The 15,366-nt window shown below is 52.4% G+C and carries 16 protein-coding genes; all 16 read right to left on the bottom strand.

Features of this window, described 5'->3' with window-relative positions:
• Positions 1-131 precede the first annotated feature (131 nt).
• Complete coding sequence (locus tag DESTE_RS14555; protein ID WP_051384491.1) at positions 132-1,268, bottom strand: glycosyltransferase family 4 protein; 1,137 nt, start codon at positions 1,266-1,268, stop codon at positions 132-134.
• Between the two features lie 17 nt (positions 1,269-1,285).
• The gene (locus DESTE_RS14550; RefSeq protein WP_051384490.1) at positions 1,286-2,080 is read right to left on the bottom strand and encodes a glycosyltransferase family 2 protein; all 795 of its coding nucleotides are present in this window, start codon (positions 2,078-2,080) and stop codon (positions 1,286-1,288) included.
• Between the two features lie 99 nt (positions 2,081-2,179).
• Positions 2,180-2,974, bottom strand: a complete 795-nt coding sequence (locus DESTE_RS14545; RefSeq protein WP_035068310.1) for a DUF5672 family protein — start codon at positions 2,972-2,974, stop codon at positions 2,180-2,182.
• 4 nt (positions 2,975-2,978) lie between these two features.
• Positions 2,979-3,851, bottom strand: a complete 873-nt coding sequence (locus tag DESTE_RS14540) for a glycosyltransferase family 2 protein (RefSeq protein WP_245590864.1) — start codon at positions 3,849-3,851, stop codon at positions 2,979-2,981.
• Positions 3,808-5,085 carry a glycosyltransferase gene (locus DESTE_RS14535; protein ID WP_035068308.1) on the bottom strand — a complete coding sequence of 426 codons (1,278 nt, stop codon included), beginning with the start codon at positions 5,083-5,085 and terminating at the stop codon, positions 3,808-3,810. The genes DESTE_RS14540 and DESTE_RS14535 overlap by 44 nt, the downstream gene beginning before the upstream one ends.
• Positions 5,082-5,516: a hypothetical protein gene (locus DESTE_RS18120; RefSeq protein WP_156925385.1), complete on the bottom strand. Its 435-nt coding sequence runs from the start codon at positions 5,514-5,516 to the stop codon at positions 5,082-5,084. The genes DESTE_RS14535 and DESTE_RS18120 overlap by 4 nt, the downstream gene beginning before the upstream one ends.
• Positions 5,503-6,009: a glycosyltransferase family 2 protein gene (locus DESTE_RS18115; protein WP_156925384.1), complete on the bottom strand. Its 507-nt coding sequence runs from the start codon at positions 6,007-6,009 to the stop codon at positions 5,503-5,505. The genes DESTE_RS18120 and DESTE_RS18115 overlap by 14 nt, the downstream gene beginning before the upstream one ends.
• A gap of 144 nt (positions 6,010-6,153) precedes the next feature.
• Complete coding sequence (locus DESTE_RS17320; protein WP_084559487.1) at positions 6,154-7,152, bottom strand: glycosyltransferase; 999 nt, start codon at positions 7,150-7,152, stop codon at positions 6,154-6,156.
• The gene (locus DESTE_RS17740) at positions 7,149-8,048 is read right to left on the bottom strand and encodes an alpha-1,2-fucosyltransferase (protein WP_084559486.1); all 900 of its coding nucleotides are present in this window, start codon (positions 8,046-8,048) and stop codon (positions 7,149-7,151) included. The genes DESTE_RS17320 and DESTE_RS17740 overlap by 4 nt, the downstream gene beginning before the upstream one ends.
• On the bottom strand, positions 8,045-8,725 hold the full coding sequence (locus tag DESTE_RS18110; protein WP_156925383.1) for a hypothetical protein: 681 nt from the start codon (positions 8,723-8,725) through the stop codon (positions 8,045-8,047). The genes DESTE_RS17740 and DESTE_RS18110 overlap by 4 nt, the downstream gene beginning before the upstream one ends.
• Positions 8,725-9,684, bottom strand: a complete 960-nt coding sequence (locus DESTE_RS18105; RefSeq protein ID WP_156925382.1) for a hypothetical protein — start codon at positions 9,682-9,684, stop codon at positions 8,725-8,727. The genes DESTE_RS18110 and DESTE_RS18105 overlap by 1 nt, the downstream gene beginning before the upstream one ends.
• A 1-nt stretch (position 9,685) precedes the next feature.
• Positions 9,686-10,318: an FkbM family methyltransferase gene (locus DESTE_RS17735; RefSeq protein WP_198015368.1), complete on the bottom strand. Its 633-nt coding sequence runs from the start codon at positions 10,316-10,318 to the stop codon at positions 9,686-9,688.
• A 635-nt stretch (positions 10,319-10,953) separates the two neighbouring features.
• Entirely contained in the window at positions 10,954-11,838 is an 885-nt protein-coding gene (locus DESTE_RS18100; RefSeq protein WP_156925381.1) for a glycosyltransferase family protein, read from the bottom strand.
• A 32-nt stretch (positions 11,839-11,870) separates the two neighbouring features.
• Positions 11,871-12,446: a class I SAM-dependent methyltransferase gene (locus DESTE_RS17730; RefSeq protein ID WP_198015367.1), complete on the bottom strand. Its 576-nt coding sequence runs from the start codon at positions 12,444-12,446 to the stop codon at positions 11,871-11,873.
• A 141-nt stretch (positions 12,447-12,587) separates the two neighbouring features.
• Positions 12,588-14,426, bottom strand: a complete 1,839-nt coding sequence (locus tag DESTE_RS14515; RefSeq protein ID WP_051384488.1) for an ABC transporter ATP-binding protein — start codon at positions 14,424-14,426, stop codon at positions 12,588-12,590.
• Positions 14,423-15,361, bottom strand: a complete 939-nt coding sequence (gene fcl / locus DESTE_RS14510; RefSeq protein WP_035068305.1) for a GDP-L-fucose synthase — start codon at positions 15,359-15,361, stop codon at positions 14,423-14,425. Before fcl ends, DESTE_RS14515 begins: the two co-directional genes overlap by 4 nt.
• Positions 15,362-15,366 lie beyond the last annotated feature (5 nt).

Raw genomic sequence — 15,366 nt, 5'->3', positions numbered from 1 at the left:
AAGATGGGCGCGCTACGCGCAATTGGCTGGGTGAAACGAACCGTCAACGCCTGCCCGCGTCATCCCCAGGCTGGAACATCCGCTTCCGATGCCCCCGCGAATGCGGCCCGCAGCTGTTCCGTTGCCGGGGCCTACCCTGCACCCCGTTCGCCCCCGCCGGCGACACGGCGCAGCAGGGCATACGTGGCATCCGCCATCAGGCGCACGTCATGGTGCTCCAGCACGTGATTCCTTGCGCCAACCGCAAGCGCCGCCCGCAGGGCAGTATCGTCCGCCAGCCGCAGCAGGGCGTTTGCGGCGGCACGCGCGTCATGCTCCGGGTACAGCAGCCCCGTCATGCCATGGATAACCACATCGCGGTTGCCCACCACATCCGTCACCACCGGAGGCAGACCGTGCGCCATGGCCTCCAGCACGGCCAGCGGCATACCTTCCCAGCGCGAAGTGGAAATGTAGCAAAGCGCCCCCGCGAACAGCGCCTGCGGCTCAGGCATGGCCCCCGCACATTCCAGAGCGTCGTCCAGATGCCGTGCCCGCGCCAGGGCTTCCACGACTTCGCGGCCGGGGCCGTCGCCCACCACCACCACGTGAAAGTCGCCAAGCCTGCCGTCGCGTTGCAGCGCCTCAAGGATATCGACAAGAAACTCACTGTGCTTCTGCATGCCGAAGCGGCTTATGGAAACGACCCGGTACGGAGGGACAGCCGGCAGCGAAACGGGCACCTCCGGCACGGCCACCCCGTTTTCGATCAGGCGCAGCCTTGCCTCGGGCATCAGCCCTTCTTCCAGTATCTGCGCCCTCTCCCCCCGCGACACTGCCACGCCTGCGCGCGTGAGCAGCGACATGCCCTTTTCCGCAATGCGATACAGCCACCTCTTCAGTGGGCCGTACTCCTTCATGTGCACCCCATGAAAGGTGTGTACGCAGGCAAGGCCGGTCAGCAACGCGAGCAGACGTGTATACAGTCCGGCACCCTTGCCGTGGGAGTGCAGCACGGCGATGCCGTGTTCCCGGCAGAACCTTGCGAGCCCGAAAAGGCTGGCGCACCGGAATGCCCGGTGGGGCAGCACGAACACGTTGGCCTCACCCACCAGCGAGCAGTATCTTCCGTGGTAGGGATAGTCGGCGGGACACGCGACACATGCCTCGAAATCTTCAGGCAAATGCCGCAGCAACTGCCAGAGATGTTCGGGGCCGCCTCCGAAGTCCGCGCGCAGGGACACGAAGAGCACCCGGATGCCGAAGCTGCCAGTTGCGGGACGTTCCATTGCGATGGCTCCTGCGGTTACTTGCGCTTGTCCATGACGGACCAGCGCTTCCGGAATGCGCGCACCCCCTCGTCGCACCCGTATTTTTCCAGAAGCCTGCGGGTCTTCCCCCGCAAAAGCTGCAGACAGAAATATGCCCTGTTCTTCAGCGGAGCCGGGAAATGCCGACCTTTCGCACGCAGCACTTCGCCCAGCGCCGCCGTCCAGTTCACGTCCGACGCCCCACCAAAGCGCATGTTCGCAAGCACGGCGTTTTCTACGGATCGGAACCGATAACCGGCCGCAAGAATGCGCAACATCAGTTCGTAATCCATTGCGTACTTGTACGTCACATCAAAACCGCCCACGGCCTCATACACGGAACGCCGCACAAACACGGAAGGATGGTTGATGGTCATCTCACGCCGCAACGCGCTCTGGTTCGGGTAGTACACCTCTTTTCGCGCATCACCATCCCAGTACCGCACTGCACCGTGTACGACATCCGCATCACCTGCTGCATGCACAATTGTGGAAACGGTGTGTGGCTCGTACCAGTCATCCGCATTAAGAATCCCCACCCACTCGCCCCGGGCCATCGCGATGCCCTTGTTGAACGCATCCGCTATACCGTTGTCGGCCTCGCTGATCCAGCGCGTCACAGCCGGGCACGCGGCTATCCGTTCAAGGGTGGCATCCGTCGAAGCGCCGTCAACGACGATGTACTCCACAGGCGCATACGTTTGCTCGGCAACGCTTTGCAACGTGCGGCCAATTGTTGCCTCCGCGTTGCGACACACGGTAATCACGGTCACCAGCGGGGCCATGTTCATATCCAAACTCCACAACAGGCATCATATCGTACACAACCGGCGCTGTGGCGCAGACGCACGGGGCGCCCCTGCGCGACAGTGCACGAAGTGCATCACTCATTATAATGAGAAAAATTCCTTGCCATATTTTTCGTACGCATGACATCCAAAAGGCGTTTTTCCCGCCGTCATCGCATCCAGCACTTCCGGAAAGCGTTCGAACGAAAAAAAAGCGGCAATATATGGCGGCGCAACATTCTTTCTTCCCATGAGCGACAGTGCCCGAGCGTACAGCATGTCCTCATTTCCAGACATGTGCGTGCAATACCAAAGCGGGCTGACACGGCAGACACCCATGCAACAGACGTGCAAAACGCGCTTCACGAATGCTCGGAAACGATTCCTTGCAGGCAATTGCACCGCAAGAAAGCCATAGTTCCACTTTATTGCCGCAGGAGCGCCGTCAAATATGTCCAGGAATGTACGGACCCTGCGCAAGGAAAAACCGCCATTTCCGGCAAATGGCAACATCTCGCCCCTGTCCGTGAAGAAAGGGGCGCCGACATACGCGTAGCCCCTGCAACACCAGTCGGAAAGCTCGTCCCGAAACACCCACGCATCCAGTTGATAGACGAGAATGTACTCGTACGCCTTGAACCGGCGATAGAAATCCGGCGTCAGCATCAACCTGTTATATGTCGCCACGCTACGAAAACAGGCGTCGGGAAAACGGACAGCCTCGATCCGCCTTCCGTGCTCGGCGGCCAACCCGACATACAGCGAAATATCCAGGGACTCCGGGCAGACCAGTTTCAGGGGATGCTCCCCCAGGACGGCAAGACAGCGCTCGTAAGAGGCCCGCTCTCCCTCGGGAGGCGTTGGCAAGTAGGCGATGATGGCAACAGCGCACTGCATGGAACTACCGCAGGGACGCAGGAGGAAGGTTGCGCAGTTCCCGCAGCTTGCCATAGAGCGCGAGAGCCCTTTCCGGCCCCAGCAACCTGTAGAACAGATACGGAAGCGTTCCCTTGAGCACGGCGGGGATATGGGGCCACATTCCCTTCAGGCCGAAGCGCCTGCCCATGACCAGCGCGAACTCGTACCGGAACCGCAGCACGTTCCGCAGGCTGCTCGTCGCGCCGCCGACGCCCATCCGGGTGACGGGAAGTCCCAACCGCATGCCGTCCGACGCATTCCGCCAGCACCGGATGACAAAGTCGTGGTCACCCGTGATCCTGTAGGCAGTGTCGAACCCCCCGGCCGCAACCACACGCGCCCGCTGGAACAACCCCGAATGCACGGCGGGCTCGCCAGCGCGCAAGCGTTCCGGGGCGCCCTCGTCCAGCCCGCGCTGCACGGCGATATCCTGCGCCCCGTCGCATACAACGACATCGCCCGAGGCAAAAAGGATCGTTTCCGGCACGCGGGCAAGCCGCTCCTTCACGGCGGCAAGCACGCCCTCGTCCACCAGCATGTCGTCTGCCCCCAGGAAGATCACCCACTCGCCGCGCACTCGCGCAAGCGCCCTGTTCCATGCGTCATAGATGCCGCTGTCCGCTTCGCTCGCGACGGACAGAGCCGGAAGGCTCGTACGGTGCCGCTCCAGAATCGCAAGCGTTTCATCGCGGGACGCACCATCCTGAACCAGCAATTCGAAGTCGCGGCACGTCTGGGCCGCAAGCGAATCCAGCAGGTGAGGCAACGTCGCAGCCGCATTGTACGTTGCGGTGATCACCGTGAAAAACACATCAGACGACATTCTGCCCACCGCCACGCCGTTGTTCGAGAACACGTTCGTAGAGATCCGCGTAACGCCTCGCCAGGACCGGGAGCGAGTATTCGCCAACGGCCTTGCGCCGTGCCGCTCCGGCCATGCGCGCGGCTGCCGCGGGTTCATTCACTATCCGGGCAATGGCATGCGCCAGCGACGCCGCATCCGCAGGTGCGGCCAGAAGCCCCGTCACGCCATCCTCAACCAGATCGGGCAGCCCCCCCACCGAAAAGGCGGCCACAGGCGTCCCGCACGCCATGGCCTCCATTACCGTGTTGGGAAAATTCTCCTGCCGGGACGGGCAGACGAAAACGTCGGCCGCGGAATAGGCCAGGGCAAGCGTCACGGTATCGTGCAGCCTGCCAAGAACGTGCACGGGGCAGGGAAGCGTTGTCCCCAGCGTTGCGGAACCGAAGACGACAGCGGAAAAGTCCGCCATGCCCATGCCCCGCAACCGGTGCAGCGCATCAAGCAGAAGATCGAACCCCTTGTTGCTGTCGCCAGTGGCGAGCAGCGCGCCGAAGAGCAGCAGCTTCCCGTCTTGTGGCAGCCCCAGCAGGGCACGCGCCTGCTCCCGGGGAATGGGCCGGAAAGCGTTGACATCGAGCCCGTTGGGAATGACCTCGACCGGGCAATCGCCCAGCATGCCGCTTTGCCGCGCTCTCTCCGCGTATTCCCTTGACGGGCTCACGATGAAGGGACGTATCCGCCTGATGGCACGACGCTTCCACCACCAGTGCAGGCGCGAAATGTCCGCCGCCGTCGAACTGCCGAGTTCAGGGCAGTGGCCGCACATGCCCCGATAGCGCGTGCAGCCTGTCGAGGTAAAATGGCAGCCCCCGGTAAACGGAAAGGTGTCATGCATGGTCCAGACCACGGGGCCGCACAGACGCCCCAGCGAGAAGGGCGTCAGAAAGCCCTCGCCCACCCAGTGCAGGTGCAGGATGTCTTTCGGCAGCACGTTGAGACGGGCATGGTTCCATGAGGGCGTTACGGAAAACGTGGTATGCGCGGGGTATTGCGGACGGGAATAGACGGCATCGAGAAGATTGTCTTCAAGCCGCAACACAAGCGGTCGCAACACCCTGCGGGACAGCTTGCCCCCGAGCAACGAGACGTTCGGCGCCTCTCCCTCCTTGGCCAGCACTGCAACGCGAGAATCGCTCCCCTGCGCCAGCAGAGCCCCGTGCAGGCGCATTGCGGCCATGGACGCGCCACCGGCGACGTCCTGCGTGGTAGCGTGCAGTATCCTCATCGGACGATCAGGTTCCTTCCGAAAAAAATGCGCCAAACCTTGTTGACGATGCGAGTTGCAAGGCCGGGCATTGCGTAGACCTTACGAAATGCAACCAGTATCCTGTCGTCAAAAAATATATGTTCCGGAAAACGTCTGGCCTCATGGCCATCTCCCAATGCTGAGATAAAACGACTTCCGTTCTCTTTAAAGTGTGTCCCCGAACCATCTAAACCAATATTTGCCGTATACGACCTCACTGGATATACAGTAACTGCATGCTGCTTGAACTGAGCATAACAAATCTGGATATCCCACGTATTGATCCTACCGGAACGCTGTGCATCCAGCATATACTGCAGATCACTTCCGCACGCAGCAAAGGCATATTTCAGCCTTTTTCCCGTGCGAAAACATCGTAATCGCTGAAACCCAAGTCTATCTTGTTCCATCTGTCACGCCAGATTGCCCAGCCCCACGAGCCGTTTCTGGGCATAAAAAAACGCCATAGGGATATTTCTTGGAAACCTGGAACAAAGAAGAAGGCGGGCGCCATCCGGTGATGGAGAATACAGCAGGCCTGTCTCTGTAACGCTCCAGGCACGCATTGAAATAGGAAAGTGTTTTCGAGGAACAGGCCGTGTCGTCCTCAAAGATGACGGCAGCATCATGACGTTCAAGCGTTTCCGAAATACCACGTCGGAAAGATTCGCAAGGACCAAGATTTTTCACTCGTTCAACCACGGAGACGGATCGGAACCCATCAATCTCACGGCACAAAGCGCGCACCGCCTCAACATTTGAAATGAAGGCGTCATCTCTAGGCGCGTCGCCGCAAACATACAGGTCGGACACGGTGGCAAGGTTATTTTCTCGCAGCGACTGAATAGTCTTACGAAAATGATCCGGACGATTATACGGAAACACAATTATTGGCGCAGGCATGAGTTCTCCAGAACGACGACCTTGTGGCCCTTGAGTATTAAAAGCACTTCCGGATCCCGCGCGGTGAAACGAATTCAGATTTGATCATTTAATAGAATATCTCTACTCGTTAGTCTCCAAAAAACTCCGGTGAACACCACCTTCCTAGTCATGACACAAAGTTTTTTTCAAAACACACCGAGCCATGCGCCCCCAAAACCTCATCCTGCTTTGCGAAACAAACCGCACAAAAGGCATGACCCGCCAAATAACCTTCAATGGCGCGTATGACAGGCACTGTAAAAATGAGTATTGCAACACTGGCTCAAACATCCTTGTCGCAACAAGGCTCGTAGCCACGCTGGCTGCGAACAAAGTGTTCAACCAATTAACAACATCCTCCAGCCTTGATTCGCGCATCGCTTCTGCGTACCTGCCCAGAGACAGTGCCTCATGCAGTCTCAGCTCCCTGTCGGAAGGTTTAATTCCAAGTCGCTGAACATTACGCCGTAGAATTTCCACGTGCCAAGGCAGAAAATAATCAGAGGGATGCGTCCTGTACCGCAGTAGTACCACCGGCAAATTGTGAAACCGGAGACCGTGATCAAGAATCATGCGAGACCAGAGTTCGTAATCTTGGGCCCGTGCGAAGGCCGGGTCGTACTGAACGCGTTGCAGTGCCGCGGTACGCGCCATAACCGTGGGGTGGGCTATCGGATTAAAAAACAACAGGCTGGCGGTGATGGCTCCATGCTCAACCGGTCTCCGTCCGATGCCGACACTTACACCGAAACACTCGATCCACGCGCCGCAAACAGAAATTTCTTGATGGCGTTCCAAAAAATGCAACTGCCTCGCAAACCGACTCGGCAGGGCGATATCGTCCGCATCCATACGGGCAATATAGGGCGTTTGCACTAAGGGCAGACATTCATTCAAGCTCGCAGCCAGCCCGAGACTCGCTTCATTGCGAAACAGCCGGATACGGCTGTCCCTATCAGCATATCTAGCTAAAATTTCGAAAGAGGCGTCAGTGGATGCGTCATCAATGATGAAAAATTCAAAACCCGTGAACGTCTGCCCCAAGATGCTCTCTACCGCTTCACACAGCCAAGCGTCACCATTATAGACAGACATCAGCACAGTAACAGCAGGCAATGTCATAGCCGTACCCAAGCATATGGAGAAGGGTTGTCATATTTTCTTCTTTCATCAGCAAACCACCGATTGGGCGCACAGATAACCCCATTCCCACCTGAAAGCCAAGCCCCCCACCAAGAAAAAGAGCTATTCGCGATAACATGGTGCGTGCATAGACTCATAAGATGCATATCATAACAAGGAGCATCAACATGCGCCTGAAAATCCAAGACAACAGAAGACATGCCGCGTGTATCAAAATTTTCACGCACCCAACCTGGGTCATCACTAAAAAGAAACAATTCCGGTGCGGAACCAATTTGTGCTGCAATTACTTCTAGCGCAGCATAATAATAGTCCAAAACACACAGGCCGTGCCACTGAAAAGTCGAAGGATTGGAGACGTAATCGCCTCTGCGAATATGCACGGCCACAGCATGACGGGAGCCACGAATATGGCCAGCAACCTCCTTGACCACACCAGAAGGCAAGGGAGGAAAACCAAAATCATGCCGTATGATCTCGGCAAAGCCGCTGAAATAACGTTCGTTTTGCCAGTAACCCAAAAGATATGCGGGCGAAACAATTTGCTCAAAGCCTTCCCAATACCCAAAGTGGGGCTCTACATAATAACTCTGGGCATAGCGACGGGGCCAACGTAACAGGCGAGCAAAAAAACTGCCGGGGGCATAAATCAAACTCTCACATTCACGCCCAGTTGCCTCGACTATGTTAATATTTGGAAACGCATCGAGCATAAAGCGACGAGGCGTAGCGCCACAGGGGACAGAGGAAAACCAAGACAGATCAAGCTTCAACTCAACACCAAGACGCGAGGCCAGTGCCCGCCCGGCAGCATACTGAAACATCTGGTTCCCTAGTCCGCCGCGAATGGCAGCGACAACCACATGGGAGGTCATATGCAACCTCTCAGAAAATGATATACTTTCTTTAATTGCTCTCTTAGCGTAGGGGAGAGACACCTGATAACGGAGTCAAGACGCTTCCTAAATCCTACTCCGATGCAGCATGCGTCTTTCTTGTTAGAATTTTCTACGTAGGCATCGTGAATTAACTTGGTAAACCTATGCACATGATTGATGAAATCCGACCACGAAACGGTTTCAGCATGCTTTAACACATATGCCAAATGCTTCTCTTTCGTCGGAATAGTTTCAAAATATTCTATATACTCCAAATACCGGATAAGAAGATCATCAAGCTGTGCTGGGAAAAAAATTACCTTTCCATCAATAATCTCACTTATTTTATTCGTCAAAGCATGTGCAGTAAACCCAGGCTTGACATGAATCCTGCTAAGAAACGCAAAAGAATCAATCAGGTCGAAACGGACAAAAAGTACATTTTCCATGAACACATCAATGTGCGTGTGCCCTGCTCTCCGCTCGACCTGTATAGAGTAGGCATCGACATCTGCTTGCAGAAAATGCTCTACAAAAATCTTCTCCGCGTTATCCCTATCTTCAACAAGGAGGTCAACATCTCCTCCAAAGCGAATTTCTGGAAAAACATCCGAACGCCGTAGAACAACATAATTATCCAGCAATGACAAATACTCAAGAATATCAATATTCATTACACAATTACCGCCGGAATGGTTTGAACCCCTTTCGCCAACGCAACTGAAGCCCTGTGCACTCCGTCCAAAAGAGCATAGTTGTCCCCGCTGCGGCGAACAAGGACCGGATTCTTTCTTAGCAATCTCACAATATCGACCAATTGCAGTGCTGAATACTTCCTATGGGAATAATGATCGCATAAATATGTGTATTGAAACTCCTCTAGGTATTTTTTGTAGATATCAGGCACGGTAACACCCAAATATTGCGGCGTCTCTTCAAGCCGCACAAAACGGCTCACCACATGACCTTCATCGCGGAACAAAATATTGGCCCGTAAAGAGGCTAACGGCAGGCTGGTAAGTCGATACTTTCCCGTCCACTGAATATGGTGAGGCATTGCAAATGGCACCTCTCTTTCAAAAATACGAATACCATCAGCATAACCTAGCAGCTTTAGCATGTAATCCGTTTGACTTTCGTTGTCAGTTCCATGAATTACATGATCATGCCCCGTGCTTCCGTCAGGATTGCGCGGATTATATTTCTCGCGAAAATAGCGCTTAAATGTGACCATCTTGTCAGCTTGCCACGCTCGAAAGGCCCCTGACCCCATAACTCTACCGTCTGTATTATGACATTTAACAAAAATAAAAAGCGCGTTACCTGGCAGTAGCTTCAAATACCGAATCTTGTCATACAAATGCTCTAGGGGATAAGTATCACACCCGTACACTTTCAAAATGAATGTTTCTGGAGAAAATCCTCGCACCATTCTCGCCATAAGAATAGTCCAATCGGGGTCATCCTCAAGCTTAGCAATTATTTCATCAACATACCGCAATCCATGCGCCCAGACAACGACACACATATACCTGAACAGACTTGGAAGGACGTTCACAACATTAACTCCATAACGATAATCCTTTTCGCGACACAGGCTATTAATAACAAGCCCATCACGCCAGTTACCCACCTTATTTATACATACTAGACTTAACAAAAATTGTATTTGTAAAATCTTTATAGATAACAACATAATCGCACGCAAGAATCGAACTATACAATTCTCTTAAATCATTATGAAGCTGCTTGTAATTTGGTGAAACATCGTGAAGCTCAACAATCATCATTGAAGGCTTCCATTCATTCAAGGAAAAACTTTTAAAAACATCTACTTCATACCCTTCTACATCAACAACCAGCAGATCGAACCCTGGAACAATATTTTCCTTAACTAAAACATCTTCAAGTCGCATCAAAGAGACAACTTCAGTATCTTTACATGATGCATATTTTTTGGACCATTCCATATTGTTCAGATTTTCATAACTGCATTTATCGAGTGTAGACAAAGGACCAAGGGAATGAATTTCTTTATCTCCAGAGATTGATGCTATGCCCGTATGGATAACCTTTGTACTTGCATTCTTAGCATGTCGCGCAACGCACTCTTCAAAATGTGAAGCAATCGGCTCAATGTAAAGCCCCTTCCACCCAATGTCAGCAAGACAAGAGGTATTGCTTGCATACTCCCCATCGAATGCACCTACCTCCACAAAAACGCCGTCACTCTTCTCTCCCCAAAAAAGCTCATAAATATCACCCAACCTGGGAACCTGACATGTTCCACTAACAGGATAGAAAGAATGACGCGAGTGTTTACACATTTCCCCTGGGATGGCAGTGCACCTCAACAAGCAAGACATTATTTTTTTTAACATGTCCCCTCACATATACGTTTAATGAACCAACTTCCACTCCACTCTTGGAGCAAGCATCCCGCCTCTCACAGAAATCCAGAGCAGATTTGTGCGAACATTTTCTACTGAAAAAGACACCCTAGGTGTTAAATCATGCCTTGGAGGGAAAAACTATTTCACGTTACAACACTCACCTTCGGCATGCCACCCAGTCTCTTTCCTGGTTTCCTACGACTCCACATACACATACTGACAAGCTGCGGTGTCACCGGAAAAAACAATTTACCCACTCCACCAGCAGCGATGTGGAGCATAGTGCAGAAATTACACTCATATTGTGGCCCACAAACACAATTGTCCGCCCCCCCCTTCTCTGCTAACAACCTCCAAGCACCATTCGCGCCATAAGAATAGCCCGTTCGGGGCCATCCTTAAACTTATCAATTATTTCACCAGCATGCCGCACTCCCTGCGCTCAGGCAACGACACACATATCCCGAAACAGACATGGAAGCCTTACAACTCCAGAAACCTCCACCGTGTTACCGTATCGGTTTATCGCCATATAACTCCCTGCGGATCAATCTCCACTGCTTTCGAAAAAAACGCTGTCGAAAATAAGCACGAAGCAAAGCTAGGGAAGCAATAGGATATCTCCCCCAAGGCTTAGGACCAGTAAAGTGAACGACCTTAATCTGCTCCTTAAGTAACGATAATCTCTGATCCCAAACGTTACCCAGCCGATAATTATATTCGTGGCCCAGCACTGTATATCTCAATCCATACGTTGCTATAACCGCAGCAAGCAAAGATTGATCCACTGCGATAAGCAAATCTTTTAGATTGTCATAGCAAAATTTAGCCTTTGCACAGAGATCGTACCCATCAGCCCACGCATTATTCCAAAACACGACACCTGTATTAGGATTTACCAGCGACTCGATGCTGCTTATTTCAAAATCCTGACCATGCACTCGCTTGAGAAATTCATGCAGTCGAATCCGGTCAGTGAAATTTAAAAAAATGGATTCCTGATTGGCAATACCTGCAAAGTTATGAATTTGCCGAACAATCGCATCAAGATCAAAGGAACGCAGACATATAACATCTGCGTCAAGCCCTATAGAATATTGATACCCAGCCTTATACAACAGACTTGGCCCCTCAAGCATTGCATAAACAATCGGAGGCCACTTGGGTCTTATTGTTGAAAAATTCCTATACCACTCACCATTGAGTACGCCTATCGAATGCTTCTGCAGCAATCCACGGTTTTCACAACTTAACCCCTCTTCGTCAGTAACAATAAAAGCATCCAAACCTGGGAAAAATCTACGAAAAGATTGGAGCGCTATCACCGCATATTCAACATAATTATTGTCCGTTGTAACATACGCTCCGACCCGTGAGGACTCACGCTTTAACACATCACGCCTCCTTTAAAGACAGGCAGGTCGCATCAGGCAACAACAGTCCACCAAACAGCATCATCACCAGTATTGATTTTACCAGCTATACTCTCTTCAACCGCTCTCCTAACACCAGGGAATGCAGGGGCATCTATATCATGCCCCGCCAAAACACCTCCAAGCCGTACCTTTCGCTTCCATATTAGAATATCACGCTTAACATACTCATAGCTATGATTTGCATCTATAAAAACAAAATCCAAAGACTTATCAGGAATTCTGTCGGCAACATCCTCGGAAAATCCGTGGCAAACTTCAACCTTACCGCCAAAAAATGAAACACGATCCTCACAGATTTTTTTATCGACAGAGAGATTGGAGTTTACTTTACTGTCACCAGACGAAATGTAACCATCGTACGCCGCCCACGAATCAATTAAAAAGCACTCTTTGACTGTAGACAAAAGTCGCAAAAAACCGGCGCTGCTATGCCCACGCCAGACTCCAACTTCTGCCATCCTCTCCACTCGCACGCCGAGTCCTAACACCACCTTAGACAAGACGATAGCTCGAACGGGAATGTCGCTTAGCAAAGAGGGATATAATCTTTGCAGCAACTTCAGCATGAACCACCTAATTCTTAATTTTGCACAGCCACACATCGCAGAACTCCTCGCAGACATTCTCTGCCTACCTGGCCAGCGAATCGGCTAGAATGTTTCGCCTAGCAGAACGCGCCCTTATGTGTTGAATCCACTGCCCCGTCTTTACCTATCACAATATTCGATCTGCTCAGCAGCGTGTAATGACTCCCTATATTCAGCCAAGACCGCGACACTTTCACCAGCCGCACGCACACTGCCTTTATCAAGCCAAATTACATGGTCACATCCTTCAACCGTAGTCAAACGGTGAGCGATAATAATCATTGTAACTTGACTCCGTAACGACAGTATCGTTTCAATAATCGCTTTTTCGTTCTTCATATCAAGCGCACTTGTTGCTTCATCAAAGATAATGAGTTCAGGTGAAGCATATAAAGCTCTTGCAATGGCAACTCGTTGCGCTTGGCCACCAGAAAGACGCGTACCTCGGTCACCTAGAATTGTGTCGATTCCATCCTCTAAGTCGTCCACAAAATCGAGAGACGCCATACGACAACATTCTAAAACACGCTCCCTGTCAACATCCTCTCCCCAGCACACAAGGCCTATGTTCTCTGCTAGAGATGCATCAAAAATATATGGGGCTTGGGCGACATAACCTACATACTGAAGCCATGTCGAAAAATTCTCCCTGCACAGAGGAACACCATCAATACGTACACTTCCGGAATTCGGCTGAAGTAGACCCGTCAGCAAGTTCACAAGAGTGCTTTTTCCTGAACCCGAAACGCCAACAATGCCAATAGTTGTTCCTTTTGGCATTACCAAGCTTACATCGCGAATTGCGGGTGCAGTCGCACCTGGGTATTGAAATGTTACCTTGTCAAACACAATGCTGCTCTGATACGAAACGGAAGACTTATCGGCCACTTGTGAATACAGCAACGACGGTTCCATAGTCTTCTCAAGCTCAAGAAGCTGTGCAACCGCATGCAGATACGGCCCCCCTTGTCGCATGACCACAATGGAATCCACAAGCCTGCTGGCCACAGGCAATCCGCGCCATGCCGCCGCAGCCACAAACCCCACAATTCCTGAAATTCTATGTATGTCTAAGTGTTGCACAAAAAGCAAATAGAGCATGACACACAACAACGACCCAACTCCCAAGCTTTCTAGGCAAGCAACCGGGACCCTCTGCCATGTTTGAGCGTGAACCTTAGCCCGACGGTAAGCAGATAGCCCATTCTCATAAGAAGCTAAAAGCTCAGCATCCCGCCCATAAAGCCGCATTTCCTTCAAACCGTGGAGCGCAAGGTGGGTAATCTTGTGTACAGTGCTGTCCGCCCCGAATGAGGCTTGAGAAAGTCTATCTAAAGAAACCCGGATAGTTTTCATAATGACAGCCCCTCCCCCCCCCAACACACCCAAAAGCATCAGTGATGTAACCGGTGAGACAGCCATCAACCCCGCAAGCAGCCCCCCCATCAGCAACACATTTGCAAATATCTGCAAAGCGGCAAGTACAGACAGCGACAACTGATTGCTGGCGTGAAGCCCAAACCGCAAATCCGACACCCCAGTACGCATGATCCACATATATGGAGCACGCAGATAAAACCTAAAAACCCGCTCCTTAGCGACTTTTCCTATAGATTCTGAAAAACTGGAAATGTTCCACTGCTGTATAATCAGCAAAATATTTTTCAAAGCGATTGCAATAAAAACAAAAACCAGAACTGCAAGCGCGAACAAACGGACATCTTCCCAAAAAGTAAAATTCGCATGCTGCCGAATCCATAGCATCGGGTTGTAGCTGTGAATAGTTTTCGGTGACCCAAAAACCATAGCAAGCAAAGATACAAGCCCGGCAATCAGCAACTCACACAACGCCATCAAGGCGGAGAGTAAAAGGAGGCTGAAAAAACGTTTTTTTTCTGATTTCGGCACAATACACAGCAATGCACGAAGAGATTGTAGCAATGAAGTATCTCCGTTCATGCTCCAGCCCCTATCTGGCCACAAAAACACGCATATGCTTTCGCCAAACCTTCTCCCATCCCTGTCCGCGCCTGCCAGCCCATTCCGTTCAGGCGGCTCACGTCCAACAGCTTTTGGGGCGTGCCATCGGGTTTTGTCGGATCGGTTTCTATCGCACCCGTGTAGCCCACAGCCCTAGCCACCAATTTCGCCAAACCCAAAACCGTTACGTCTTCACCGCAGCCCACGTTGATGTGTCCCGCTGCAGAATATTTTTGCATCATAAGAATGAGAGCATCCGCCAAATCATCCACGTACAGAAACTCTCGTCGTGCCGTCCCCGTACCCCAGATGGCCACTTCCGGCAGCCCCTTCTCCTTCGCTTCATGAAAACGCCGGATCAACGCCGGGATCACATGGCTGTTCTCCGGGTGGTAATTGTCGCCCGGACCGTACAGATTGGTCGGCATGGCGGAAATGGCATCAAACCCGTACTGACGCCGGTAGGCTTGGCACATCTTGATGCCCGCGATTTTGGCAATGGCGTACCACTCGTTGGTCGGTTCCAGGGGACCGGTGAGAAGGTACTCTTCCTTGATGGGCTGCGGGCACAGCTTGGGATAGATGCAGGAGGATCCCAGAAACAGCAGTTTCCTGCAGCCGTTGCGATATGCGGCGTCAATGATGTTCGTCTGAATAAGCAGGTTGTCGCGGATGAAGTCTGCGGGATAGGTGTCGTTGGCATGAATGCCGCCCACCTTGGCGGCCGCCAGAAACACGTATTCCGGCTTTTCCGCCGCGAAAAATCCGGCAACCGCATGCTGGTCGCAGAGGTCCAGTTCGGCGTGCGTGCGGAGAACGAGGTCATTGAATCCTTGCGCCTGCAAGGCGCGAACAATGGCACTGCCGACCAAGCCCCGATGGCCAGCCACATAGATGCGGCTGGCGGGCTGCATGGGGG

The sequence above is a fragment of the Nitratidesulfovibrio termitidis HI1 genome (genome assembly GCF_000504305.1).
In the GTDB taxonomy this organism is placed as follows: Bacteria; Desulfobacterota; Desulfovibrionia; order Desulfovibrionales; family Desulfovibrionaceae; genus Cupidesulfovibrio; species Cupidesulfovibrio termitidis.
Note: the sequence above shows the minus strand (reverse complement) of the source record. Positions and strands in the feature narration are given on the sequence as shown.